General features: G+C 66.4%; 24 protein-coding genes, 1 tRNA gene and 1 pseudogene. 12 read left to right on the forward strand and 14 right to left on the reverse strand.

The annotated features are described in order from the left end of the window. Positions 1-13 precede the first annotated feature (13 nt). The gene (locus ACP95_RS13280; RefSeq protein ID WP_049981660.1) at positions 14-487 is read left to right on the forward strand and encodes a hypothetical protein; all 474 of its coding nucleotides are present in this window, start codon (positions 14-16) and stop codon (positions 485-487) included. Here ACP95_RS13280 and dnaG read toward each other — a convergent pair whose 3' ends face one another. The 5 genes from dnaG to ACP95_RS13305 all read right to left on the reverse strand — a co-directional run bounded on the left by dnaG (position 488) and on the right by ACP95_RS13305 (position 4626). Then, the gene (gene dnaG / locus ACP95_RS13285; RefSeq protein ID WP_049981661.1) at positions 488-1897 is read right to left on the reverse strand and encodes a DNA primase DnaG; all 1410 of its coding nucleotides are present in this window, start codon (positions 1895-1897) and stop codon (positions 488-490) included. Positions 1898-2098: 201 nt separating this feature from the next. Beyond that, complete coding sequence (locus ACP95_RS13290) at positions 2099-3097, reverse strand: ornithine cyclodeaminase family protein (RefSeq protein WP_049981662.1); 999 nt, start codon at positions 3095-3097, stop codon at positions 2099-2101. A gap of 54 nt (positions 3098-3151) precedes the next feature. Beyond that, positions 3152-3382, reverse strand: coding sequence for a hypothetical protein (locus tag ACP95_RS13295; RefSeq protein ID WP_049981663.1), 231 nt, complete (start codon positions 3380-3382; stop codon positions 3152-3154). A 197-nt stretch (positions 3383-3579) separates the two neighbouring features. Continuing rightward, positions 3580-3984, reverse strand: a complete 405-nt coding sequence (locus ACP95_RS13300) for a DUF3054 domain-containing protein (RefSeq protein WP_049981664.1) — start codon at positions 3982-3984, stop codon at positions 3580-3582. Between the two features lie 48 nt (positions 3985-4032). Then, entirely contained in the window at positions 4033-4626 is a 594-nt protein-coding gene (locus tag ACP95_RS13305) for a class I SAM-dependent methyltransferase (protein WP_049981665.1), read from the reverse strand. A gap of 78 nt (positions 4627-4704) precedes the next feature. Between ACP95_RS13305 and ACP95_RS13310 the strand changes: the two are divergent. Together ACP95_RS13310 and fen are read left to right on the forward strand one after the other, a co-directional pair. Further along, positions 4705-5316, forward strand: a pseudogene (locus ACP95_RS13310) (GNAT family N-acetyltransferase); the annotation flags it as partial. Between the two features lie 107 nt (positions 5317-5423). Further along, positions 5424-6404 (forward strand): flap endonuclease-1, encoded by a 981-nt coding sequence (gene fen / locus ACP95_RS13315; RefSeq protein ID WP_049981666.1) that lies wholly within the window; start codon positions 5424-5426, stop codon positions 6402-6404. 34 nt (positions 6405-6438) lie between these two features. Here fen and ACP95_RS13320 read toward each other — a convergent pair whose 3' ends face one another. Further along, positions 6439-6903: a hypothetical protein gene (locus tag ACP95_RS13320; RefSeq protein ID WP_049981667.1), complete on the reverse strand. Its 465-nt coding sequence runs from the start codon at positions 6901-6903 to the stop codon at positions 6439-6441. 93 nt (positions 6904-6996) lie between these two features. On the opposite strand from ACP95_RS13320, the gene ACP95_RS13325 reads away from it, so the two are divergent. From ACP95_RS13325 to gatE, 4 genes are all read left to right on the forward strand, one after another. Then, entirely contained in the window at positions 6997-7269 is a 273-nt protein-coding gene (locus tag ACP95_RS13325; RefSeq protein WP_049981668.1) for a BolA family protein, read from the forward strand. A 69-nt stretch (positions 7270-7338) separates the two neighbouring features. Continuing rightward, on the forward strand, positions 7339-8748 hold the full coding sequence (locus ACP95_RS13330; RefSeq protein WP_049981669.1) for a class II fumarate hydratase: 1410 nt from the start codon (positions 7339-7341) through the stop codon (positions 8746-8748). A gap of 63 nt (positions 8749-8811) precedes the next feature. After that, on the forward strand, positions 8812-9069 hold the full coding sequence (locus ACP95_RS13335) for a hypothetical protein (protein WP_049981670.1): 258 nt from the start codon (positions 8812-8814) through the stop codon (positions 9067-9069). A 74-nt stretch (positions 9070-9143) separates the two neighbouring features. Further along, positions 9144-11018, forward strand: coding sequence for a Glu-tRNA(Gln) amidotransferase subunit GatE (gatE, locus tag ACP95_RS13340; protein WP_049981671.1), 1875 nt, complete (start codon positions 9144-9146; stop codon positions 11016-11018). A 22-nt stretch (positions 11019-11040) separates the two neighbouring features. On the opposite strand, the gene ACP95_RS13345 is transcribed toward gatE, so the two are convergent. Next, on the reverse strand, positions 11041-11526 hold the full coding sequence (locus tag ACP95_RS13345) for an Lrp/AsnC family transcriptional regulator (RefSeq protein ID WP_049981672.1): 486 nt from the start codon (positions 11524-11526) through the stop codon (positions 11041-11043). A 195-nt stretch (positions 11527-11721) separates the two neighbouring features. Here ACP95_RS13345 and ACP95_RS13350 point away from each other — a divergent pair, with 195 nt between their 5' ends. Continuing rightward, positions 11722-12657 carry a DMT family transporter gene (locus tag ACP95_RS13350; RefSeq protein WP_049981673.1) on the forward strand — a complete coding sequence of 312 codons (936 nt, stop codon included), beginning with the start codon at positions 11722-11724 and terminating at the stop codon, positions 12655-12657. A 43-nt stretch (positions 12658-12700) separates the two neighbouring features. Next, positions 12701-13135, forward strand: a complete 435-nt coding sequence (locus ACP95_RS13355; protein WP_049981674.1) for a MaoC family dehydratase — start codon at positions 12701-12703, stop codon at positions 13133-13135. Positions 13136-13160: 25 nt separating this feature from the next. Here ACP95_RS13355 and ACP95_RS13360 read toward each other — a convergent pair whose 3' ends face one another. From ACP95_RS13360 to ACP95_RS13370, 3 genes are all read right to left on the reverse strand, one after another. Continuing rightward, positions 13161-14012 carry an RNA methyltransferase gene (locus ACP95_RS13360; RefSeq protein ID WP_049981675.1) on the reverse strand — a complete coding sequence of 284 codons (852 nt, stop codon included), beginning with the start codon at positions 14010-14012 and terminating at the stop codon, positions 13161-13163. Continuing rightward, the gene (locus ACP95_RS13365) at positions 14009-14584 is read right to left on the reverse strand and encodes a hypothetical protein (RefSeq protein ID WP_049981676.1); all 576 of its coding nucleotides are present in this window, start codon (positions 14582-14584) and stop codon (positions 14009-14011) included. The genes ACP95_RS13360 and ACP95_RS13365 overlap by 4 nt, the downstream gene beginning before the upstream one ends. Positions 14585-14657: 73 nt before the next feature. After that, positions 14658-15041, reverse strand: coding sequence for a hypothetical protein (locus ACP95_RS13370; RefSeq protein ID WP_049981677.1), 384 nt, complete (start codon positions 15039-15041; stop codon positions 14658-14660). A 379-nt stretch (positions 15042-15420) separates the two neighbouring features. Here ACP95_RS13370 and ACP95_RS13375 point away from each other — a divergent pair, with 379 nt between their 5' ends. Both ACP95_RS13375 and ACP95_RS15830 read left to right on the forward strand, forming a co-directional pair. Next, positions 15421-16443: a tyrosine-type recombinase/integrase gene (locus ACP95_RS13375; protein ID WP_049981678.1), complete on the forward strand. Its 1023-nt coding sequence runs from the start codon at positions 15421-15423 to the stop codon at positions 16441-16443. A gap of 277 nt (positions 16444-16720) precedes the next feature. Next, positions 16721-17320, forward strand: coding sequence for a hypothetical protein (locus ACP95_RS15830; protein WP_154018547.1), 600 nt, complete (start codon positions 16721-16723; stop codon positions 17318-17320). 316 nt (positions 17321-17636) lie between these two features. On the opposite strand, the gene ACP95_RS15835 is transcribed toward ACP95_RS15830, so the two are convergent. From ACP95_RS15835 to ACP95_RS13390, 3 genes are all read right to left on the reverse strand, one after another. Beyond that, on the reverse strand, positions 17637-17960 hold the full coding sequence (locus ACP95_RS15835; protein ID WP_154018548.1) for a hypothetical protein: 324 nt from the start codon (positions 17958-17960) through the stop codon (positions 17637-17639). Positions 17961-18400: 440 nt separating this feature from the next. After that, complete coding sequence (locus ACP95_RS13385) at positions 18401-20173, reverse strand: hypothetical protein (RefSeq protein WP_237560450.1); 1773 nt, start codon at positions 20171-20173, stop codon at positions 18401-18403. 625 nt (positions 20174-20798) lie between these two features. Next, positions 20799-20872: transfer RNA gene (locus ACP95_RS13390), tRNA-Lys, on the reverse strand. A 99-nt stretch (positions 20873-20971) separates the two neighbouring features. Here ACP95_RS13390 and ACP95_RS13395 point away from each other — a divergent pair. Further along, positions 20972-22423: a DHH family phosphoesterase gene (locus ACP95_RS13395; protein ID WP_049981680.1), complete on the forward strand. Its 1452-nt coding sequence runs from the start codon at positions 20972-20974 to the stop codon at positions 22421-22423. Between the two features lie 143 nt (positions 22424-22566). Here the strand turns inward: ACP95_RS13395 and ACP95_RS13400 are convergent, their stop codons facing one another. Continuing rightward, positions 22567-22857 carry a PRC-barrel domain-containing protein gene (locus ACP95_RS13400; RefSeq protein ID WP_049981681.1) on the reverse strand — a complete coding sequence of 97 codons (291 nt, stop codon included), beginning with the start codon at positions 22855-22857 and terminating at the stop codon, positions 22567-22569. Positions 22858-22930: the final 73 nt, after the last annotated feature.

Below are 22930 nucleotides of genomic sequence, written 5' to 3' on the forward strand. Positions count from 1 at the left end.
GGTGTGTGAGACCATGCCGAAGAAGCCAGGCGACTCCCGCGCCGTGCGCTACCTCGCCGAGCACGGGCCCTCCCCCCGCGACGAGCTCCCCGTGAAGAACCTCGCGAAGAACGTGCGGTCGCTGATCGGGACGCTCAACATCTCCGGCGGCCCGGGCGGCGGCGGGTCGACGGCCGGCGTCGCGGGCGGGCTGACGGGGATCGCCTACCTCCGCGACGAGCACGCCCTCTCGGAGGTCGTCGAGGCCTGGCTCGCCGAGAACGAGTCCCAGATCGAGGAGATATCCCCGGACTCGGTCCGGCGGCGCCTACGGGCGTCGGTGCCCCACGAGAAACGCGACGTGGTCAGCGAGGTGCTCTCCGCCGAGGGGTACGAGGTGGACTACACCGACCGCGGCGGGCGACAGACCGAGCCGTTCGAGTGTAGCCTCTGCGGGGAGTCGGTGCCCGACATCGCCTCCCACCTGCCGGAGTGTCCGGAGCGGTAGTCAGTCGAGGAACCCCTCGACCGGCCGCACGTGCGGGGTCGCGGGCTGTTTGACGAACTCGCCGGTCGACCGGGCGACCGCGTGCTGGAGGTCGCGATCGGCCGCGGCGTCGAGCGTGCGCTGGTCGAGCTCGCCGTCGAGCACCAGCGCGTGGGCGCCGTCGCTCCCGTCGACGGTCTCGTAGGCGTCGTCGGCCGGCGCCTCGGTCAGCGTCTCCAGCTCGTCGTCGAGCAGGCGAACCGTGCCGGCGTTCTCGCCGACGACTTCCCGAACGTGCTGGGTCAGCGTCGGCGCAGCCTCGGTCGGTTCCGCTTCCGTCTCGGGTTCGGCGGCCGCCTCGACCTGGTCGACGAGCGACGGCTCGGCCACCGCCGCGGCGCCGCCGTCCGCCGACGCCGTCGCGCTGGTGTCAGCGGTGGAGCCGTCGCCCCGAGCCGCCGAGGCGGGCTCGTCGTCGGCGTCGGCGGCGTCCGAGCGGGCCTCGTCCCGCAGCGGCGGCGCCTCGCCGTCGGCGGCGGACGAGGAGTCGGTCGCCTCGCTCCGGACGTGGCTCGACCCGCCGGTCGCGACCTCGCGGGCGGACTCGGGGTCGCCGGCCTGCCGGGCGCGCTCGTACACCTCGTAGGGCGTCTTCTCCCGGAGCGCGGCCAGCAGTTCGCCGCGCTGGAGCTCCTCGACCGACTCGCCCTCGGGGGCGAACGCGACGAAGTCCACGTCGCCGACCTGGCCGAGCTCCCGGAGGATAAGCTGGCCGCCGCGGTCGCCGTCGAGGAACGCGGTCGTCGTCCGCTCTTTCGTGAGTTCGGCGACGGCGTCGGGGACGTTCGTCCCCTCGACGGCGACGGCGTTCTTCACGCCGAACTCGAGCAGGCGGGCCACGTCGGCCCGGCCCTCGACGACGACGATGGCGTCGCCGTCGTCGACGTTCGGGCCGGCGGGGTAGCCCTCGTACTCGTGCATCTCGCCGGCGCGGACCGACTCGCGGACCTCCTCGTGGAGCTCGTCGCTGGTGAGGACGGTCTCCTCGAAGGAGTTCGCGAGCAGCTCCTTGGCGCGCTGGACGACGATGCGGCGCTTGGCGGCGCGGACGTCCTCGATGTTCGTCACTTCGATGCGGGCCTGACAGGGGCCGACCCGGGAGATGGTTTCGAGGGAGGCCGCGAGGATCGCCGTCTCGACCTTGTCGAGCGAGGAGGCGATGGTCACGTCGCCGAAGGACTGCCCGCCCTCCGTCTCGACGCTCACGTCGATGCGGCCGACTTTCGAGGAGTCCTGCAGGTCCCGCAGGTCCATCTCGTCGCCGAGTAGCCCCTCGGTCTGGCCGAACACCGCGCCGACGACGTCGCTGCGCTCGATGACGCCGTCCGCCGATAGCTTCGCGTGGATGAGGTATTTGGCTGTGTCTTGCATGGTGAGTGCCCGATCCGGGCTGAATGGTGATGTGCGGCGGTCGCTCCGCTCGTTCGAAACGAGGCGATACGGTGGGTTATACCTGTCGTCGGGTGGGTTCTCGCACGGCTTTCGGCCGCCGAGGGCGGCGACGGATCGCTCTCGATCGAGAGCAGGGAACCCACTAGGAGGAGCAGCGGCCCGAACAGGGACAGTCGTCGCCTACTCCCCGGTCAGCGCCTGACTCGCCGGCGAGAACTCGATCGTCTCGCCCAGCCCGGCGTCGACGGCCTTCTCGTACAGCAGGTACGCGCCGGCGACCGTCTCGATCCCGGTGCCGCCGGAGTCGAACACCGTGATCTCCTCGTCGTCCGTCCGCCCCTCGGCCTCGCCCGCGACCACCTCGCCGAGTTCGGCGTGGATGTGGTCCTCGTCGACGACGCCGGCCTCCAGCGCGTGGAGGAACGAGCCCGCGTCCTGGGTCGCGCGGGCCCGGAGATCGGGGACGTATTTCGCGCGCTCGATCGTCGTCGCGTCGAGTTCGCGCTTGTCGGGGTCGTACTGCCCCATCGCCGTGACGTGGGTGCCGGGTTCGAGGTCGTCGCCGTCGAACACCGGCTCCGAGGCGGTCGTCGCCGTGATCACCACGTCGGCGTCCTCGATCGCCGCGGCGGAGGAGGCCACGGCGGCGACGGAGGCGTCGAGGCGCTCGTTCATCTCGCCGGCGAACCCCTCGCGGGACTCCTTCGTCGGGGAGTACACCCAGACCGTCTCGAGGTCGCGGACCTCCGCGGTACAGCGCAGTTGGCCGCGGGCCTGCGCGCCGGAGCCGATCACGGCGACGCTGTCGGCGTCCGCGCGGGCGAGCGCGTCGACGCCGACGGCGCCCGTCGCACCGGTTTTGAACGGGTTCATCGACGCGCCGTCGAGCAGCGCCAGCGGCTCGCCCGACTCGGCGTCGAACAGCGGCGTCGCGAACCACGCGTCGCGCTCGGCGAAGCCGGCGCTGTACATGTACCCGCCCATCGCGCCCGTGTCCGGCAGCACCGCGCCGTAGGTGGTGAGCATCCCCGGCGGCTCCTCGCTGCCGAGTTTGGTCCGGGGTTCGGCGGCGGCGCCCTCGCCGCGCTGGCGGTACCCCTCGCGGACGGCGTCGACGAACTCCGCGGGCGTCGCGAGGCCGTCGAGCTCGTCGCTTCGCAGGAACAGCGTCTCGGTCATACCCGAACCGTGGTCGGCGAGCGTCTAAAGCGTACTTGCCGACCCCGTCGGCGATCAGTCGGCGTTCGACGCCGGCGGCTCCGAGCGGCCGGGCGCGTCGGGCGCCCCGTACCCGTCGGCCACCGGGTTCCTGACGAACAGCGCGTGGCCGACTACGACCGTCGCCGCCCCGGCCCCCAGCGCCAACGCCCCGCGCAAGGGGATTCCGAGCAGGGAGAGCGCTGCCGTCACTCCGATCAACACGGCCGGAATCAGGGCCAGAACGTAGTCGTAGTAGCCAGTCATGTTCCGGTAACGAGTTTGCCACGATCGCTATTAACTGTTACTCCGGTCGTCGAGGTAATCCGAACCGTGGTCACTGATGGCCAGTTAGAAACGGTTGCCGAATCTTCTCAGTGAATTCTGATAACTTATGCGTCGTCGGTCACGGCCCCGTGGCTGCCGGTTCGTGCTGGAAGTTCGCGTCGAGAAGAACGCGTCGCCTACCGGAGCTTGAACGCCAGCCAGCGCCAGCCGCCGAGGGCGACGCCGCCGGTGACCAGCATCACGCCGAGGAAGATCAGCAGCCCCTGGTCGAGGTTCGTCTGCAGCACGCCACGGAGGAGGACGCCGACGACCGCCGCCGGCACCCACGAGCGGAGCGCCAGCGGCACCGCGGCCTTCGCCGACTCGGCGGCGCCCGCGGAGTAGGCGCCGATCGGGACGCTCGCCACGGCCCAGCCGACCAGGAACGGGGCGGCGGTCTCGATCAGCGCCGTCGGCCCCGTGAGGGTGCCGTGGCCGTACTTCATACCTATCGCGATCACCGCGACGATCGCGATCACGTCGCCGACCGCCAGCGGCGCGGCCGACCGGTCGACCCGCTTCGAGAGGAACGACTCGCTCATGGCCGCGGCTTCCCCCTCCTCCGTAGTGCTCCTTCGCTCCCGTCCCGATCAGTCCGCCCCCGGGACGCGACCGACCGCGGTGTACACTGTCCCGCGATCGAGCACTCGTGACTGCAGGCCCGCCCGCGTGAGCTCCTGCGCCGCGGCGTCGGCGGCGACGAACTCGGAGTCCATCCCGAACAGCGCCTCGCCGAGGGCGATCCCGCGACCCGGGAGCGTGGTGGGGTCGAAGTCCCGGATCACCACCACGCCGCCGGGTGCGACGACGCGTGTGGCCTCCCGGATCGCGGCCTCGCGGTCCGGGAGGTGGTGGTAGGCGTCGACGACGACCGCGGCGTCGACAGCGTCGTCACGGAGCGGCAGTCGGCCGGCGTCCGCACGGACCGTCGGGAGCCCGCGGTCGTGTGCCCGGGCGAGCATGCCCACGGATACGTCGGCGACGACGGGGTCGTAGTCGTCCGCGAGCGCAGCCGAGACCCGGCCGGTGCCGCCGGCGAGATCCAGCACGCGCTCGACCGGGCGGTCCGCGAACGCGAACGCGTCGGTCGCCCAGTCGGTACCGGAGGGCGGCATGAACACGTCGTACAGTCGCGCGACACGGTCGAAGAAGCGCACGTCGCCCCGGCCGAGCCAGCCAGTCATTGGCGGCGGTTGGCGCCCCGGCGGAATCAACCCTCGGACGAGCGAACGCTGATAAGGGTGCAGCCGTTTCGGTCGGATATGGAGTTCGCGCTGCTGGGCTGGCCGGACGCGGGGCCGACGCTACGGCTCGACTTCCGGGAGTTCAGCTACGCGGGGAAGTTCGTCATGAGCAACACGGGGAAAGCGGTCGCTCGGGACCCCGGCGGCCCGCGGGCGGCGCCGCCGCGCGTCGACGCCGACATCGACCGCCCGGACCCGGGCAGCGAGGGCGACCCCTTCGAGCGCGACGTGGTCGCCGCCGCGGCGTTCAACGAGGACCGCACCGACCCGGGGGTGCTGTGGATCCGCTACATCACCACCCGCCACGACCGCCGGGGAGAGGGGATCGGCGCCCGGCTCGCCGCGTTCGTCGCCGAACGCGCGGCCGAACGGGGGTACCGACGCTGCCGGATCGCGGTCAACAACCCGTTCGCCTACCACGCGCTGTACAAGGCGGGGTTCGTGTTCACCGGCCGGGAGACCGGGCTCGCGGAGCTGGTGCTCGAACGCCCCGGCCAGCGCGACGCGGCGACCTACCAGTGCGGGCTGGACACGTTCCGGACCGACGAGGACCGCGACCTGAGCGACGACGAGCGCGCCTTCCTCGACCGCCACGAGGGCGACGCGGCGCCGGATCTCGTGGGGGTACCGAACGAGGAGGCGCCCGCGACGACGCCGGGGACGACGGCGCGGCCGACCTCCCCGAGCCCTGACCGTCGACCCTCCACCTTCAAGCCCGCCCGTCGGCTACGCGACCCATGGGCAACGCGGATCTCCGCGACGTGGCCGCGATCGAGGCGGTCTCCTTCGACTCGCTCGCGGGCAGCGTCGTCGCCGTCGACGCGCACAACTGGCTCTACCGCTACCTCACGACGACGGTGAAGTTCACCGCCGACTCCGTGTACACGACCGGCTCGGGCGAGGAGGTCGCGAACCTCGTCGGCGTCGTCCAGGGGCTGCCGAAGTTCTTCGAACACGACGTGACGCCGGTGTTCGTGTTCGACGGCGGCGTCACCGACCTCAAGAGCGACGAGGTCGAGCGCCGCCGCGAGCAGCGCGAGAAAGCGGAGGAGCGACGGAAGGAGGCCGAGGAGGCCGGCGACGGCGTCGAGGCCGCGCGGCTCGACGCCCGCACCCAGCGCCTGACCGACACGATCCACGAGACGACCCGCGGGCTGCTCGACCGACTCGACGTGCCGTACATCGAGGCGCCGGCGGAGGGCGAGGCGCAGTGCGCGCACATGGCCGCCCGCGGCGACGTGGACTACGCCGGCAGCGAGGACTACGACACGATGGTGTTCGGCGCGCCGCGGACGCTGCGCCAGCTCACCTCGAAGGGCGATCCGGAGCTGATGGACCTGCAGGCGACCCTCGAGAAACACGAGATCACCTACGAACAGCTGGTCGACGTGGCGCTGCTGATGGGGACTGACTTCAACGAGGGCGTCAGCGGCTACGGCCCCAAGACCGCCGTGAAGGCGATCAAGGAGCACGGCGACATCTGGGGCGTGATGGAGGCCGACGACGTGTACGTCGAGAACGCCGACCGCATCCGGGAGCTGTTCTTCGACCCGCCGGTCACCGACGAGTACGAGGTGAATCTCGACGTGGACCCCGACATCGACGCCGCTCGGGCGTACGTCGTCGACGAGTGGGAGGTCGACGCCGACGAGGTCGAGCGGGGCTTCGAGCGCATCGAGGAGTCGCTAGTCCAGACCGGGCTGGACGACTGGACGTAGCTCGGGTCCAGAAACCGCCGGTCGCCGAAACCACCTACTCCGCTTCCACGAACGAGACCGACAGCGCCGCGGCCGGCGACGCCGCCCGGTGGGCGTACGCGACGGCGGCGTCGACACCGTCGGGCTGGCGGGCGATCCCGAAGCAGTCGATCCGGACGACGAGGCGGCCGTCGTCGACCGTGCCGCGCAGCACCGGCCCGGTGCTCGAGAGGACGACGTACGGCGGCGCGGCCACGGGCGTCGCCGGCAGTGCGTAGCCCGCGGCGTCGACGGCCGCCGCGAGCGCCTCCGGGAGCTTCTCGAGCACGCCGGCGTCGGCGAGTTCAGCGCGTAGGTCCTCCACCAGCGCGTCGCGGTCGGGGGTCGCCCGTCGGCCGTCGTCGAGTCGGGGCCACTCCGCCGCCACGGCGTCGGCGGCGGCGAGCACGGCGTCGACGGCGTCGGCGCGGGCGTCGAGCAGGTGTGCTCGCGGGGCGGCCGCGGGGTCGTCGGCGGTCACGGCCACTGGTCGGCGGGCCGGCGGCTTGAGTGTGGCTCTCCTCGTCCCCTACCCACCGACCCGTTTTTCCCCGTCGCCCCCCGGGTGTTGGGTATGGAGACCGACGAACTCGAAGCCATCATCGAGGCCGAGATCCCCGACGCGGAGGCGACGGTCGACCTCCCGCGGGCGCACCACGACCGGAACCACCAGGACGCCCACTTCGCCGCCGTCGTCGTCTCGCCGGCGTTCGAGGGGGAGACGCTGGTCGACCAGCACAAGATGGTGTACGACGCCGTCGGCGACGAGATGACCGACAGCGTCCACGCCCTGGAGATCGAGACGTACACGCCCGCGGAGTACGCCGAGCGACAGGACGAGGCGTAGCGACCGACGGCGGCCGGCCGCGACGCCGACACCGGAGGGTTTTACGCCGCACCGGCCGACCTATCGCGCATGAGCGAGGACTACCGAACCGAAGCGGACAGCCTCGGCGAAGTGCAGGTACCGGCGGACGCCTACTGGGGCGCCCAGACCCAGCGCGCGGTGGAGAACTTCCCGATCTCGGACGTCGTGTTCGGGCGGCGGTTCGTCCGCGCGCTCGGCGTCGTGAAGAAGGCGGCCGCGCAGGCCAACCGCGACCTGGGCCACCTCGACGACGACACCGCCGACGCGATCGTCGCCGCCGCCGACGAGGTGATCGCCGGCGAGCACGACGACCAGTTCCCGGTCGACGTGTTCCAGACCGGCTCGGGCACCTCCTCGAACATGAACGCGAACGAAGTGATCGCCAACCGCGCCGCCGAGATCGCCGGCGCCGAGATCGGCGAGCGCGTCGTCCACCCCAACGACGACGTGAACTTCGGGCAGTCCTCCAACGACGTGATCCCGACCGCGATGCACGTCGCCGCGCTGGAGGCCGTCGAGAAGGACCTGGTTCCGGCGCTCGAAGCGCTCGAGGACGCGCTGGCCGCGAAGGAGGACGAGTTCGACGGCGTCGTCAAAACCGGCCGTACCCACCTGCAGGACGCCACGCCCGTCCGCCTCGGCCAGGAGTTCGGCGGCTACCGCACGCAGGTCGAGAAGGGGATCGACCGACTGGAGAGCGTCAGCCCGCGCCTCGCGGAGCTCGCGCTGGGCGGCACCGCGGTCGGGACGGGGCTCAACACGGACCCCGAGTTCCCCGAACTCGCCGCGGAGTACATGAGCGAGGAGACCGGCCTCGAGTTCCGCGAGGCGGACGACCACTTCGAGGCGCAGGCGGCCCACGACGCCATGAGCGAGGCCCACGGTGCGCTGCGCGTGATCGCCGGGAGCCTAAACAAGATCGCCAACGACCTGCGCCTGCTCGCCTCCGGCCCGCGCAACGGCCTCGGCGAGATCGAGCAGCCCGAGAACCAGCCCGGGAGCTCGATCATGCCCGGCAAGATCAACCCCGTCGTCGCCGAGGCGGTCAATCAGGTCCACAAGCAGGTCGTCGGCAACGACGCCGCCGTCTCCGCGGGCGCCGCGGAGGGCCAGATCGACCTGAACCTCTACAAGCCCGTCATCGCGCACAACTTCCTCGAGTCCGCGGAGCTGCTGAGCAACAGCGCGACGACGTTCGCCGAGAAGTTCGTCGCGAAACTGGAGGCCAACGAGGAACACTGCGAGGCACAGGTCGAGCGCTCGATGGCGCTGGCGACGGCGCTCAACCCCGCGATCGGCTACGACAAGGCGTCGAAGGTCGCGAAGCAGGCGCTCGCGGAGGGGAAGTCCGTGAAGGAGGTCGCCGTGGCTGAGGGGTACCTGACCGAGGACGAGGCCGAGGACGTGCTCGACCCCGAGAAGATGACCCACCGCGGGATTCTGGGCGACGAGGAGTAAACCCGACTGGGGCCCCGGCATCCACCACGAAGGTTTTTGCGCCGAGCGTGGCACCCGTCGGCCATGTCCGACGCTGCCCTCCGGCGGACCGTGCGTCGATGTCTGGCGGTGCTGGTCGTCGTGGTATCGCTGCTCCCGATGATGTTCGTCGCCCGTATCCGAATGGACTACGGGCGAACGCACTCGTTCACGAACCCCGTCCTATCGATGGGGGACGAACTGGCGCTGGGTGTACTCCTCTGTGCGCTGGCCTACCTCGTGGGGAGTTCCCTCCTGCAGTTCGTCCGTTCGAGTAGCGCCCCCGAGGAGGAAGCGGCGTAAACGCTGCCAGAGCGTGGCGTCGAAGCCGCCCACAACTGCGACCATTTTTACCCCCACCGCTCCCCAATCAACGTATGAGCGACGACGCCCGCGACTACGAGGAGCTCGGCCTCGTGGCCGGCCTCGAGATCCACCAACAGCTGGACACCGAGACCAAACTCTTCTGCGAGTCGCCCACCGAACTCCGCGAGCCCGAGGAGGCGACCCACACGATCACCCGGGAGCTCCACCCCACGCGGAGCGAACTCGGCGAGCTCGACGAGGCGGCGATGGAGGAGAGCCGCGTCGACCGCACGTTCGAGTACCTCGCCTACGACACCACCTGCCTCGTGGAGGAGGACGACGAGCCGCCCGCCCGGATCGACGAGGAGGCGCTCCAGGTCGCGATGAGCATCGCCGACCTGCTCGACGCCGACGTGGTCGATCAGGCCCACGTGATGCGGAAGCTCGTCATCGACGGCTCGAACACCTCCGGCTTCCAGCGCTCGATGCTGCTGGCCCAGAACGGCGAGATCGAGACGGGCGAGGGGAGCGTCGGCATCGTCGACGTGATGCTCGAGGAGGAGTCCGCCCAGCGCGTCGAGGAGACCGACGAAGGCGTCCGCTACTCGCTCGACCGCCTCGGCATCCCCCTCGTGGAGATCGGTACGGCGCCGGACATCAGTACCCCCGAGCAGGCCCACGAGGCCGCCGAGCACATCGGGATGCTCCTGCGCTCGACGGGCTCCGTGAAGCGCGGGCTCGGGACGATCCGGCAGGACGTGAACGTCTCCATCGCCGACGGCGCCCGCGTCGAGATCAAGGGCGTGCAGGCGCTGGGCGACATCCGCGACATCGTCGCCAACGAGGTCGACCGCCAGGTCGAACTGCTCACGATCCGCGACGAACTCGAGAGTCGCGACGCCGCCGTCGGCGATATCGTCGACGTGAGCGGCGTGTTCGCCGACACCGACTCCGGCGTGATCGGCGGCGCGCTCGACAGCGGCGGCGAGGTGCAGGCGGTCCCGCTCTACGGGTTCGACGGGCTCGTCGGCCGGGAGATCCAGCCCGACCGCCGGCTCGGCACCGAGCTCTCGGACCACGCCAAGCGCGCCGGCGCGGGCGGCATCTTCCACACCGACGAACTGCCGGCCTACGGCGTGACAGCCGAAGAAGTCGACGCGCTCCGCGATGCCGTCGACGCCGACGAGGACGACGCGGTCGCCATCGTCGCCGCCGGCGCCGACGTGGCCGAGCAGGCGATCGAGGCCGCCGCGGACCGGGCACGGACCGCGATCGAGGGCGTGCCCGAGGAGACCCGCGGCGCGAACGACGACGGGACCACGCGCTACCTCCGGCCGCTCCCCGGCGCGGCGCGGATGTACCCCGAGACCGACGTGCCGCCGGTGGAGCCCGACCCCAGCGAGGTCGAGACGCCGGAGCTCCTCACCGAGCGCGTGGAGCGCTACGCCGACGAACTGGGGCTGGACGAGGGGCTCGCCGAGCAGGTCGCCTTCGGCCGCCGGATGGTGCTGTTCGAGGAGGCCGTCGAGGAAGGCGTCGACCCCACGTTCGCCGCCTCGACGCTGGAGTCGACGCTGACGGAGCTGCGCCGCGACGGCGTCGACGTGGAGAACATCCGCGACAACGCGCTGCTCGGGACGCTGCTGCTCGTCGAGGACGGCGACCTGCCGAAGGAGGGCGTCAACCCCGTGCTGACCGCGCTCGCCGAGAAGCCCGACCTCACGCCCGAGGAAGCGATGGAGGAGGCGGGCGTCGGCGGCGTGAGCGAGGAGGAGGTTCGCGAGGCGGTCCAGGAGGTCGTCGAGCGCAACGCCGAGCAGGTCGAAGAAGAGGGGATGGGCGCGTTCTCCGGCCTCATGGGCGAGGCGATGGGCGCGCTCCGCGGGCAGGCCGGCGGCGACCTCGTGAGCGAGGTGCTGCGCGAGGAAATCCAGAAGCGGGCCTGAGGGGTCAGGCGAGCCGTTCTCCCTATTCGTCGGCCAGCATCCCGACCAGCGACTCCAGCGAGTAGCTCTCCAGCGGCCGCTGGCCGTCCCGCAGCGACTTGATCACGAACGTCGAGTCGGTGCGGTCGACCTCCTCGATGTCCTCGAAGGCGCGGATGAGCCGCTCCACATCGTCGCTGTCGGGGAGTCGGGCGACGACGACGAAGTCGGTCTCGCCCATCGTGAAGTACGCCTCCGTCACGCCCTCGACGGCGAGGAGGCGCTCGCTGAGCTGTTCGTGGGAGCCGCTGTAGTCCGCCAGCACCTCGATGACGACGGTCACCCCGAGCCCGAGCGCGTCGAGATCGAGGTCGTACAGCTCGTTCTCGATCACGCCGTCCTCCCGGAGGTTGTTCAGCCGGTAGTGGATCGTCGAGACGGGGATGCCCGTCTCCTCGTGCAGTCGCTCCGGGCTCCCCGTGCCGAGATCCGAGATCGCCTTCAGCAGGCGCACGTCTCGCTCGTCCATGGATCACTGTTCGGGACCGTTAGCCAAAGGGATTGCGGTGAACTGAGCTCTATCACCAACTGAAAACTAATTTTCCGAACTGCCTTCGAAAAAAAAACGGCGTACCGGGGGAGACAAGCATAAGTACGCCTCTCGATTCGGTTCAAACACGAAATGAGTACGATTCGCTGGAGTCGCGGCCAACTTCTGGCCGCAATGTTGTTCGTCGTTCTCGCGTGGGCGTGGGGCGGCGCGTTCGTCGCGATCGAGATGGGGCTGAGTTCGGTGCCGCCGCTGTGGTTCGCGGGGCTGCGCTACCTCCTCGCGGGGGCGGTCATCTCGGCCGTCGCGGCGGCGACCGGTCGGTTCCGGCCGCGCAGCCGGACGGAGTGGCTCTCGGTCGGCGTCGTCGGCGCGTTCCTCGTGGCCGGCTACCCCGCGCTGCTGTACCTCGGCACCGCCAGCATCTCGGGGTCGATCTCGTCGGTGATCGTCAGCCTCAACCCCGTGCTGACGACCGTCGCCGCCGGCGCGCTGCTCGCCGACGAGTCGCCGGATCTCGTCGACGGGCTCGGGCTGCTGTTCGGGCTCGCGGGCGTGTTCGTCATCGCGGACCCGGCCGGCGGCGACGTTCCTCTCGACGGCGTCGCGCTGGTGTTCGTCGGCGTCGCGCTGTTCGCCGCGGGCTCGGTCGGCCTCCGGGCGCTCGACTCGGGGCTCCCCGCCGCGTCCCTCCAGGGCTGGGCGATGCTGTTCGGCTCGACGATCCTGATCGCCGGCGCCGTCGTCCGCGGCGAGGCGTTCCCGGCCGGCGTCGCCAGCGGCGCGTCCGCGCTCCCGTTCCTCTACCTGGTGTTCGGCGCGGGCGTCGTCGGCTACCTGACGTACTTCGAACTGCTCTCCCGGATCGGCCCGGTCCGGGTGAACCTCGTCGCCTACCTCGAGCCGGTGACGGCGGCGATGGCGGCGTGGGCCGTCCTCGGCCGCGCGCCGACGGCGACGACCGCGACGGGGTTCCTGCTCGTCGCCGCCGGGTTCGCGCTGGCGACCGTCGACGACCCGCTGACGAAGCTGGGCGTCGGCGACACCGAGGAAGTCGTCCACAGCGACCTCTCGGAGAGCGGGAGCGTCGAGGTCCACTACGCGGACTGACCGACGCCGGAACAGCCAACACGACGCCGGGCGAACGACGGCCGTGACCATCTACTTCGAAGACGTCTCCGTCGGCGACACCGACGAGTTCGGCACGTACGACGTGACCGAAGCGGAGATCCTGGAGTTCGCCGGCAACTACGACCCGCAGCCGTTCCACACGGACCCGGAGGCCGCCGCCGAGACGATCTACGGCGGGCTCATCGCCTCCGGCTGGCACACCTGCGCGATGACGATGCGACTGCTCGTCGACGGCCACTTCGACGACAGCGCGGCGATGGGCGCGCGCGGCGTCGAGGAACTGCGGTTCCCACGGCCGGTTCGCCCGGGCGACTCGCTCCGGGTCCGGACCGAAGTGCTCGAGAAATCGGCCGACAGTCCGGACCGAGGCACCGTTCGAGTTCGTTCGGAGACGGTGACCGACGACGACGAGCTGGTGCTCTCGATGATCAGCGAGGTGATGTACGCGCGACGGTAGTTTCGGGCGGAGCCGTCGGGCGGACTCAGCGCCGCAGCGTGTCCTCCTCGTCGAGCTCGTCGAGCAGCTCCCGGCGCTCGTCGAGCTGGTCGGTCGCTCGGCGGAGCACGCCGAGCAGCGTCGTGATTTCGCGGTCGGTCGGGTTCGCCCGGCCGACGAGCCGGCGGAACATCCGCTCGGTCTTCTCGTGTTTGTGCTCGCGGTGGCCCATCGCGGTCAGGAACTCGTCCCAGTACTCGTGGAATCGCTCGACTTGCTCCGGGTCGGCGCGGTGGGGCTCGGTGTCGGGCAGCTGGGTCCCCTCGAGGGTGAGCTTCCGGAGCTCGTACAGCGTCACGGTCGCCGCCTGCCCGAGGTTCATCACGGGGTAGTCGGGGTCGGCGGGGATCGAGGCGACCTGATCCAGCCGGCTCAGCTCCTCGTTCGAGAGCCCCTTGTCCTCGCGGCCGAACACGAGCGCCACCGGCTTATCGACGCCGGCGAGCTCCTCGACGAGGCTTTCGGGCGTGCTGTAGGGGAACCGGACGTGCTTGCGGCTGTCCTCGCCCGTGATGGCGGTGAAGCCGACGGTGTGGTAGCGCTCACAGAGCTCGTCGAACGTGATCTCCTCGGCGCCGGGGAGCACGTCCTCGCGGGCGTGGCCCGCGAACCCGTACGCCTCGCCGTCGGGCTCGATCGCGGGCGGATCGATCAGCAGCAGCTCCGAGAGGCCGAAGTTCTTCATCGCCCGCGCGATGGTGCCGACGTTGCCCGGGGTCCCGGCGTCGACGACGCAGACCGAGATCTCCGGGGTGGCGTCGGCGACCTCGGCGGTGTCGTCGTCGACGGCGTCGTTCCCGTCGGCACCCTCGGCGTCGGCTTGTCGCTCCTCGCTCATTCGCCGCTGGGGTACTCGGTGTCGAGGTCGAGGTCGGCCACGTCGAGCTCGTCGTCCTCGCCCTCGCTCTCGGCCGCGCGGAGGTCGTAGCGCTTCTCCTCGAAGTCGACGGCCTGCTCGAGGCGGCGCTGGGCCTCCTCGGGCGTCGGGAGGTTCGGCAGTTCGCTCGGCGCCTCCTCGACGTGCTCGTCGGGGCCGTACCCCTCGGGCGCGCGGTTGTCGGCGACGAACCACTCGTGGAACTCGTCGCGGAACTGCTCCTCGCCGGCGAGCTCGCTGCCGCCCTCCTCGCGGAACCAGTAGAGGAAGTCGGGCTCGTGGTCGTCACAGAGCAGCACCTCGTCGCCGGGTTCGCCGTAGACGATGGCCGCGGGGTTGGCGCGTTTCTTCTCCGCCTCGCCGTACTCGAGGTAGCAGGCGTCGCAGGGCTGGTCCATCAGCAGGCCCAGCCGCAGCAGCCGGTTCCGGGCGTCGTCGGGCATCTCGTCCAGCGGCGCCCACTCCCCGTCCTCGGTGAACACCTCGTCCTCGTCGAACCGCCACCCGCGAAGGCCGACGCTCACTTTCGCCATTACCGGAGGTTCCCGCTACGCGGGCAAAAAGGGCGCGTTCCCGGGGCGCCAGGATCGCTCCCGGCGACGGCCGTCACTCGTTTACTCGTTCCCGGAGGTCGTCGAGTTCGGCCTGCAGGGTATCGATCGCCTCGATGCTGTCCTGGCGGGCCTCCTCCCCCATCTGTTCGACCCGCTCCCGGAGCGTCGCGACCGTGTCTTCGAGGTCGTCGAGGGCGTCGTTCGCCTCCTGACGGACCTCCTCGCCCGACTCCTGCGAGTCGGCGACGGCGGCGTCGAGTTGCTCCTCGGTCTGGGACCGTATCGTCTCCAGTCGGTCGTCGAGTTCCTCCAGCGACTCCTCGACGGTGGTCCGGAGCTCCTCGCTGAGCTGGTGAGAGGCGTCGATGGCTTCGTTGATCTCCTCGCGGACACGGTCGATTCCTCGGTCGAGTCGTTCGAACACGTCGGTGCTCATAGCGTCTGAATATTCGTTCAAACACGACATTAACGTTGTGCAACATATCACCGACTGGGAAATGCAGGTGGTCACTGTTCGGAGCGGGACGGACGGCGTTCTGCACTGCCGGAACGTCGTTCGATCCGCCGCGACGCTCTCGGGTTCTCACGTTCGAAAGACGAGAAGCGGGCCGGAAGGGGATTTGAACCACGGTCACTCCGCTTCGCTCCGTTCCCTGGTTCAGAATCCCTTCGTGGCGTTTTCACTGCTCACTTCGTTCGCAGGAAAACGGGCCGGAAGGGATTTGAACCCTCGACGCCCTCCGGCGCTTTCAGCGCCTACGGGCAGGAGGATTACCGGGGTATCGCTGTTGGTGTGCTGAGCGCGAGGCCCACTAATGACGACCGAACTCCAACCCATCGAACCGCAGGAAGCGAAGGAATGGTACCTCGAAAACCGTCGCGGCGAATTGGCTGACGCCACCTACAAAGCCCACAAGTATCGGCTCTCTCCCTTCGTTGAGTGGTGCAATACCGAAGGAGACGTCACGAATATGAACGACCTCAGCGGTCGGCACTTCCACCGGTACAAGAAGTGGCGTCGGGAGAAAGGCGACTGCAACAAGGTCACGATGGCGACACAACTGAGTACGCTCAAGGTCTTCATCGACTTCTGCGAGGGAATCGACGCGGTTCGACCCAATCTGTCGGACTACATCGACCCGCCGACGATGAAGAACAAGGAGGACGTGAACGACGATTACGTTGACTCCGAAACTGCACAGGCAATCATCGAGTATCAACGGAACTTCAACTACTCTCAGCGGGAACACGTCATCTTCGAGCTACTGTGGCACACGGGGATGCGAAACGGCGCACTCCGCACTATCGACCTTGATGACTTCGACAACAACGAACGCACGCTTGAAGTCCATCACCGACCGGACGAAGACACTCCGTTGAAGAACGGGAAAGAAGGCGAGCGTGTCGTCTCTCTCAAGCCAAAGGTCAACCAAATCGTGCAGGACTACATCGACCATCATCGGTTTGCCAAGACTGACGAATTCGGTCGTGAACCACTCCTAACAACCCGTCAGGGACGTATCTCGAAGACCTCTATTCGAAGTAACTGCTACCGCACTACCCGCCCGTGTGATTACGGCCTTGATTGTCCACATGACCGCGACCCTGAGGAATGTGATGCCGCAAATTCCTACCACGCGGCGTCGAAGTGTCCATCCTCTCACGCGTCGCACTCCCTGCGAAAAGGTGCGATTACCTACGCCCGCCGTAGTGAAGTCCCGATTGAGGCTGTCTCTGAACGGATGGACGTGAGTGCAGATGTGCTGAAGAAGCACTACGACAAACGGACGAAGGAACAGGAAATGAAGAATCGCCGAGGGTACTTCGACAACATCTAACGCCGAGGACAAACGCATAGAGCGGGAGTCCACCTCCTCGATGCTGTGAACCTTTTCGGAATTCTCCCTATTGGATACTATAGCCACCCTTCCGAAAGAAGCGGAACAACACATCGAGGGGCTGAGAACCAACCACCTTGTAGAGTTCCTTCGACTTGCCGCGTTGATCTCTACTGATGAGTGTTAGTTTCGGAGGGAGCGTGACGGAATAGGCGGGAAGTAGGGTTGCGCATTGAGCGCCAGAAGACACTTCCGTGACAGTACCGAGATATTGGCCATGTCTCCTCGTTCTGTACTCAGCGTTCTCGCGCTCGTCGTCGCAGTCTCGCTGATTGGTGCACCGTTGACAATGCATGATTGGGGCGAGAAGGCGGGCATCCGTGCCGAGCCAATCGAGAACACGTCAAGTGTATCTGAGGAGACACCGGTACTACAGTACGAATCGCTATCCCCGAACGCACAGCAGGCGATTCGCGTAGCGATTCAACGGGATGGAGTCACGATATACGGCACGGAGGACTGGCCGGATGAGTTCGCGTACACCGACGTGTTGAGGCAATATGTGGTCGTCTATGAGGGACAACCCTACCGAGTAACAACAGCTGGAGGAATCGGAGTGGGTAAAGACCCGGTCGAACGGACGGCGTTCCAGTTGCCGTTCGTCGGCTACGGACTATTCCTGCTGTACGTCAAGCGTCAAACCGACCGCGACGACCTTTCACCCCGAACACCCGGAGCATTCGTTGGCATCGGGGCATCCTTCCACCTGCTCGGCCCGGAGTTCGACTTCTGGATGCTCAGTCCCATTGGATTCTCCGCACTCGGGTTTATCGGATTCCTCGTCATCGGCTGGTGGTCAATTCGTGACGCACTATAGGTTGCCACGCCGTTGATACTGAGTGATTTTGTGTGGCTCCTGTACTTACCAAAGACCGAGAGAATGACCACGTAGTGGTTGCCGACTCAATGGCGTGATTCTCTTTATAAGCACCAACACGCGTCTGTCACCACCATCCCGCCGCAGTACGTCGGTTCTTGCACAATAACTTAGTAGGGGGATGGGGGTGTTGTGTGTAGTAGGTAGATGGGGGGAGAGAGTGTGTGAACCAGAGGGAATCAACACATCGAGGGTGGGTGCCAACCAGCTAATCTGGAGTGAAACAGCCGGTAAGTGGGGTTGCGAATATAGCGAATTAGCCGAGTGCTTGTTTGAACTCTATCCCATCTTCCTTGATTTGGACACTAAGGTACCCGCTTCCGTCCCCCCATTCAGATTTCGGTAAAATGTCCATCTCGTGTTGACCTTCATTCCCGTCCTCGGTTCTGACAACGAGTCTCTTCATTCCTCCCTCATCGTACATTTGCTCGTACTCGTGCGCTTCGCTCGGCTGAATCGTCTGTCTGTCGTTGAATACGCGTTCTTCAGATTCTGATTCGATGTTATACAGTTCAATTGTGACAGTCACCGGGTTCGGTCGAGCATTGTACACCCGCACCTGTGGGTCGTCATCCTTCAAACAGCCAGCCAATCCGATGGTCACGGATGAAATGGCTACTGACGTAAACAGCCGACGTGGGATAGATTTCCCCCGTCCAGAACTCATTGGATGTTGTTCAAGTGGCTCCGGTAAGTGCTTTGTCTGTACTTACCGAAGCGACTCACCACATCGAGCGGCGATCACCACTTGCCTGAGCCGCCAAAATCACCGTGTGCTGAGTCTGCCAAATCCGGGTGTATGGAGGGTCTGATTGCGAAGCATCTCACCCCATCTTACTCTCCATGCGATTCACCGCATCGAGGAGTCTGGAACCACAGCTCGCTCTATGAAGTGAATCGCACGAAGTGAAACACCTGTGCGTTGTGGAGTATCTTGCGGAGACGAACTCCCCACCTCGATGCATCGAATCACGCTTTTCGGAACCCTGCCTCTACTACACTATACCCTGCCTTCCGAAATCACTCGGAGAACTCGACGTGGCCGTACTTTGGTGCTTCGTCGAGGCAAACGTTTGAGAAGTGGAGGGCGTTACCTCGACCACCCTGCCAACTGTCGAGATACCCCTGTTTCACGAGAGTCTTGAGGTGCTTACGCGCGTATCGGTCAGATATCGCCACACGGTCGGCTATGTCTCCCACTTTCCACTCCCGTGTAGGCCAATCGTCAAGCGCATAGATTGCCTCGATTACCTTCCTCATCCCGTCCTTTTGGGTCATCCATGAGTCAACCGAGACGAGCCGCTTCTCCGGCTCTACCCACTCCGGGAGAGCTGACGTATGGACGTACACGGTTGCCCCCTTCTCGCCATGCCTCTCCTCCCGCCCAAAGCGCATCACCGCTTGCAGGACTTCGTTCTGAACAAGCGCCTCCATGACGGAGTTTCCGAAGAATCCGTAGTCGGTAGACTTGCCTTCGGTACCTTCTCGTCGTTCTGCGGAATGACCAGCGAGTGCGCTCCACTTCTCGATCACGTCGTCACCGGGATGAGGATTCCCGAGGATGATGCCGAGTCGTGTCGTTCCGAAGGCGTTGCTCCCTTTGAGGTTCCCGTAGTTCTCGGTCTTCGATGCCAACGCGTCCAACCCGTGATTGTCGTACTGGTTGAGGCCCTTCTTGGAGGTGATAACCCCCGGGGTTCTCCCTTCGAGTTCCCCTATTTTTTCGACAACCGGAATGTCCACCGTTGGGGAGACACCCTCACCGCCCTGATAGGCGTTCCAGTTCTCCGTGGTCTGTACGATTTCGAGTCCGAGAACATCCTCAAGATACGACTGCTTTTGCCCGTCATCGAGGAGCGGAATCCGTTCGATTTCGTCACCCATTACGAGTTCCCACAGTTCGATGACCGGCGTTCCATCGAGGGCTACAACGCTCTCCGCTTCTTCGAGATTAGGTGGTAGCAGGAACGACCATTCGTGTTCGGTGTAACCAGCGGCAACCTTTCCGTCACCGAGATCGGCGTGTCGCCATCGGTTATCCAGTCGCTCTTTTTCCAAGTTCGCCATCGTCATCAATGGGCCGAGAGTGTGAGCCGATGAGTTCGCGCTTCGGAGAACGTGGGTGGCGTCGTAGTGTGACCAAACATCCTGCTTCCACGCTTCGACTTCAGCAATCGACTCAGACTGACTTTGTAGGAGATCTTCGTAGTCGCGGAACGGTAGTCGATCTTCCTGCTCTACGTAGGCACTTACAGCCGGTGCGACTTTTCCCGTGAACTCTTGGACGAACGCATCGCCGGGGAACTCATCAATGGCGACGTACCGTTCATCTGTCCAGTCAGTCTGGTATGCGTGGAGATAGTGTCCGAGGAGAACATCGTAAGCATCGGTGTCGAGGTCGAGTTTCTCGAGGAAGGAACACCGTCCCTTGTGTTGACAGGGAAGACGTTCCCCGAGAAGTCTGCTGGCCTGCTGGTGAATCGTTTTCCCCTTGATTCCTTGGCGATACAACCCGAGAATTATCTTTGTTCTGGCATCTTCGGGTTCTCCATCGGCGTCAAGTGACACGCTCGCACAGTCCCGATGGAAAGAAGGGAGCCGTTGGACGGAAAGATCAAGATCGTCTTCCGCGCACCACTCCTCGTACTCGTCCAAAAGGTCATGTCGCGGCGCGAAGACCGTTATCTGGTTTTCCGTTTCAGCGGCCCACTTCAGAACTCCGTAGCTCTTACCCGAGGCAGGAAGCGCCTCGATGAGCGCAATCTCTGAGGTGGAGAATCCCTGTCGAATCACGTCGTCTCGGCGGCGTCGAACACGTTCTTTCGTCAGCTCTCCCGTCAGTTCTTGTGGTGTAGATAGTTCTACAGACATGGTTGTCGAAAGGAAATGAGACACGCAGGACGTACGTCTCTCCCTCGATGCGTCGAACCAGCCGACGAAACACGACAGTTACGACTGGTAGGGTAGGAGTCCCGCGAGAATCTGCCTTCACTCTACAGAGGGCTTCCAGCAGGATATAGCTACCGAAAACCCGCCGACTGCATCGGGTTTCTACAAAGAATGGAGGATAGTCTTAGGTGGTCGAACCCTTGGGGTTGGGCCGGAGAAGTAGCTTGAACCCGCTACTCCATTCCGAACTTCTTGTGGCGAACCTACTGCTACCTACGACCGATTGCGTGCCGAGATGCTCTTGAATCCAGCAACAGATTCCGCGCGCGCTCGATGCGGTGAACTCTATGGTGTCGGTGCCAGCCGGCGACGGCTAAGGAACAATCCCGGTATAGCGTCGAGCCTCACCACATACGAAACGAACTGACGCCGATTTTGGGTGTGTTTCCGAACCTTATAGTGGGTCTAACCCGTAGAAAGTAACAGCTTAGCCGCTAACAGTCTGACTCCGGTTCAGTCCTTCGGAAAACGGGCCGGAAGGGATTTGAACCCTCGACCGACGGATTAAGAGTCCGTCGCTCTCCCTAACTGAGCTACCGGCCCTCACAACCACATCCCGGCGGGCCGATAAAGAGGGTTTCCTTTTCGCGCCGGACCGAACGGTGGACCTTAAGTGTCGTCCCGCGGAAATCCCGGTAACTCATGAGCACCGGGGTCAGCATCTCCTCGATGTCGTCGTACGCCATTCTCGGCTGCGGGAGCGTGGGCCACGCCGTCGCCGAGTCGCTCGACGCCGAGGGGAAGGACGTCCTCATCCTCGACAAGGACGAGAGCCGCGTCGAGGCGCTGCGGGATCAGGACCTCAACGCCGTGGTGCAGGACATCGCCACCCCGGGCGTCGTCGACGCCGTCGCCGACCGGGACGTGCTGCTGATCCTCTCCTCCGACGTGGAGGCGAACAAGGCCGCCGTCGAGTCGATCCGGGAGCGCGACGAGGACCAGTTCATCGTCGTCCGGGCATCCGACCCAGTCAGCGGCGACGAGCTCCGGGAGCTCGGCGCCGACGTGGTGATCAACCCCTCCGAGGTGATCGCCGACTCCGCGCTGCGCACCCTGGAGTCCGGCGAAATGGAGTACAAGGCGCGCCAGCTCGCGGAGATCCTGCGCAACGCCGACGGCGACCTCGCGATCCTGACCCACCACAGCCCGGACCCGGACTCGATCGCCAGCGCGGTCGCGCTGCGGGCGATCGCCGAGAGCTACGACGTGGAGGCGGACATCCTCTACGACGGCGACATCGGCCACCAGGAGAACCGCGCGTTCGTCAACCTGCTCGGGATCGAGCTCACCGAGCGCGACGAGGCGCCCGCGCTCTCCTCCTACGGCGCGCTCGCGCTGGTCGACCACATGAAGAGCGGCGAGCTGGACATCGACGCGCCGATCGACGTGTTCATCGACCACTACGAGCCCGAGGAAGAGATCGACGCCGCGTTCGTCGACGTACGGCCGAACGTCTCCTCGACGTCGACGATCCTGACGAAGTACATGCAGGAGTTCGACATCTCGCCTGGGAAGGAGGTGGCCACCGCGCTCCTGTACGGCATCCGGGCGGAGACGCTCGACTTCAAGCGCGACACCACGCCCGCCGACCTCACCGCCGCCGCCTACCTCTACCCGTTCGCCGACCACGAGACGCTCGAGCAGGTCGAGTCGCCGTCGATGTCGCCGGAGACGCTCGACGTGCTCGCGGAGGCGATCCAGAACCGCGACGTGCAGGGGAGCCACCTCGTCTCCAACGCGGGGTTCATCCGCGACCGCGACGCGCTCACGCAGGCGGCCTCCCACCTGCTGAACCTGGAGGGGATCACCACCACCGCGGTGTTCGGCATCGCCGAGGACACGATCTACCTCTCGGCGCGCTCGAAGGACATCCGGCTCAACATCGGGAAGGTGCTCCAGGACGCCTTCGGCGAGATCGGCGAGGCCGCGGGCCACTCCACGCAGGCAAGCGTCGAGATCCCCCTCGGCGTGTTCGGCGGCATCGAGACGACCGAGGAGAACCGCGACACGCTGCTCACCCTCGCCGAGGAGGCGGTTCGGCGGAAACTGTTCGAGGCGATGGGCGTCGAAGGCGAGGCGAGCAACGGGTCGTAGAACTGCTCGGGCGACGACGGTCAGCCGCCGGAGGAGACTGCTCCCGCGGCGACGGTCAGCCGCCTGAGGAGGCTACCCACCATCGGCGACGGACAACCGCCGCGGAGAACCGACCTCGCGGCCGTCGACGCTCCGCAGGAGAACTACGCCAGCGTCTCTTCGGCCTCTTCGGGCCCCTTGAGTCGCTCGATGATGTCGTTGATCAGGATCACGTCGCCGACGGCGCGGACCCAGCGGTACGGGATCATCACGCCCTTCCCGCGTTCGATGTTGCCCTGGAACAGCTCGGTGTTCAGATCCGCGAGCGCCAGCCCCGTCACCTGCTCGGCGCCGAGGTCGAGCCGGACGTCCTCGACTTCGCCGACGAAAACCCCGTTGTTGGAGTAGACCTCCCGACCCACGAGCGCGGTGATCTCTTGGGAATCCACGTTCATACCCCGGCCGACGAACCGGCGGACAATAATACTTCGCTGTCCCCCTCGCCACAACGCACTTGCTCGCGGCACC

The sequence above is a fragment of the Halolamina rubra genome, assembly GCF_000739555.1.
Lineage (GTDB): Archaea > Halobacteriota > Halobacteria > Halobacteriales > Haloferacaceae > Halolamina > Halolamina rubra.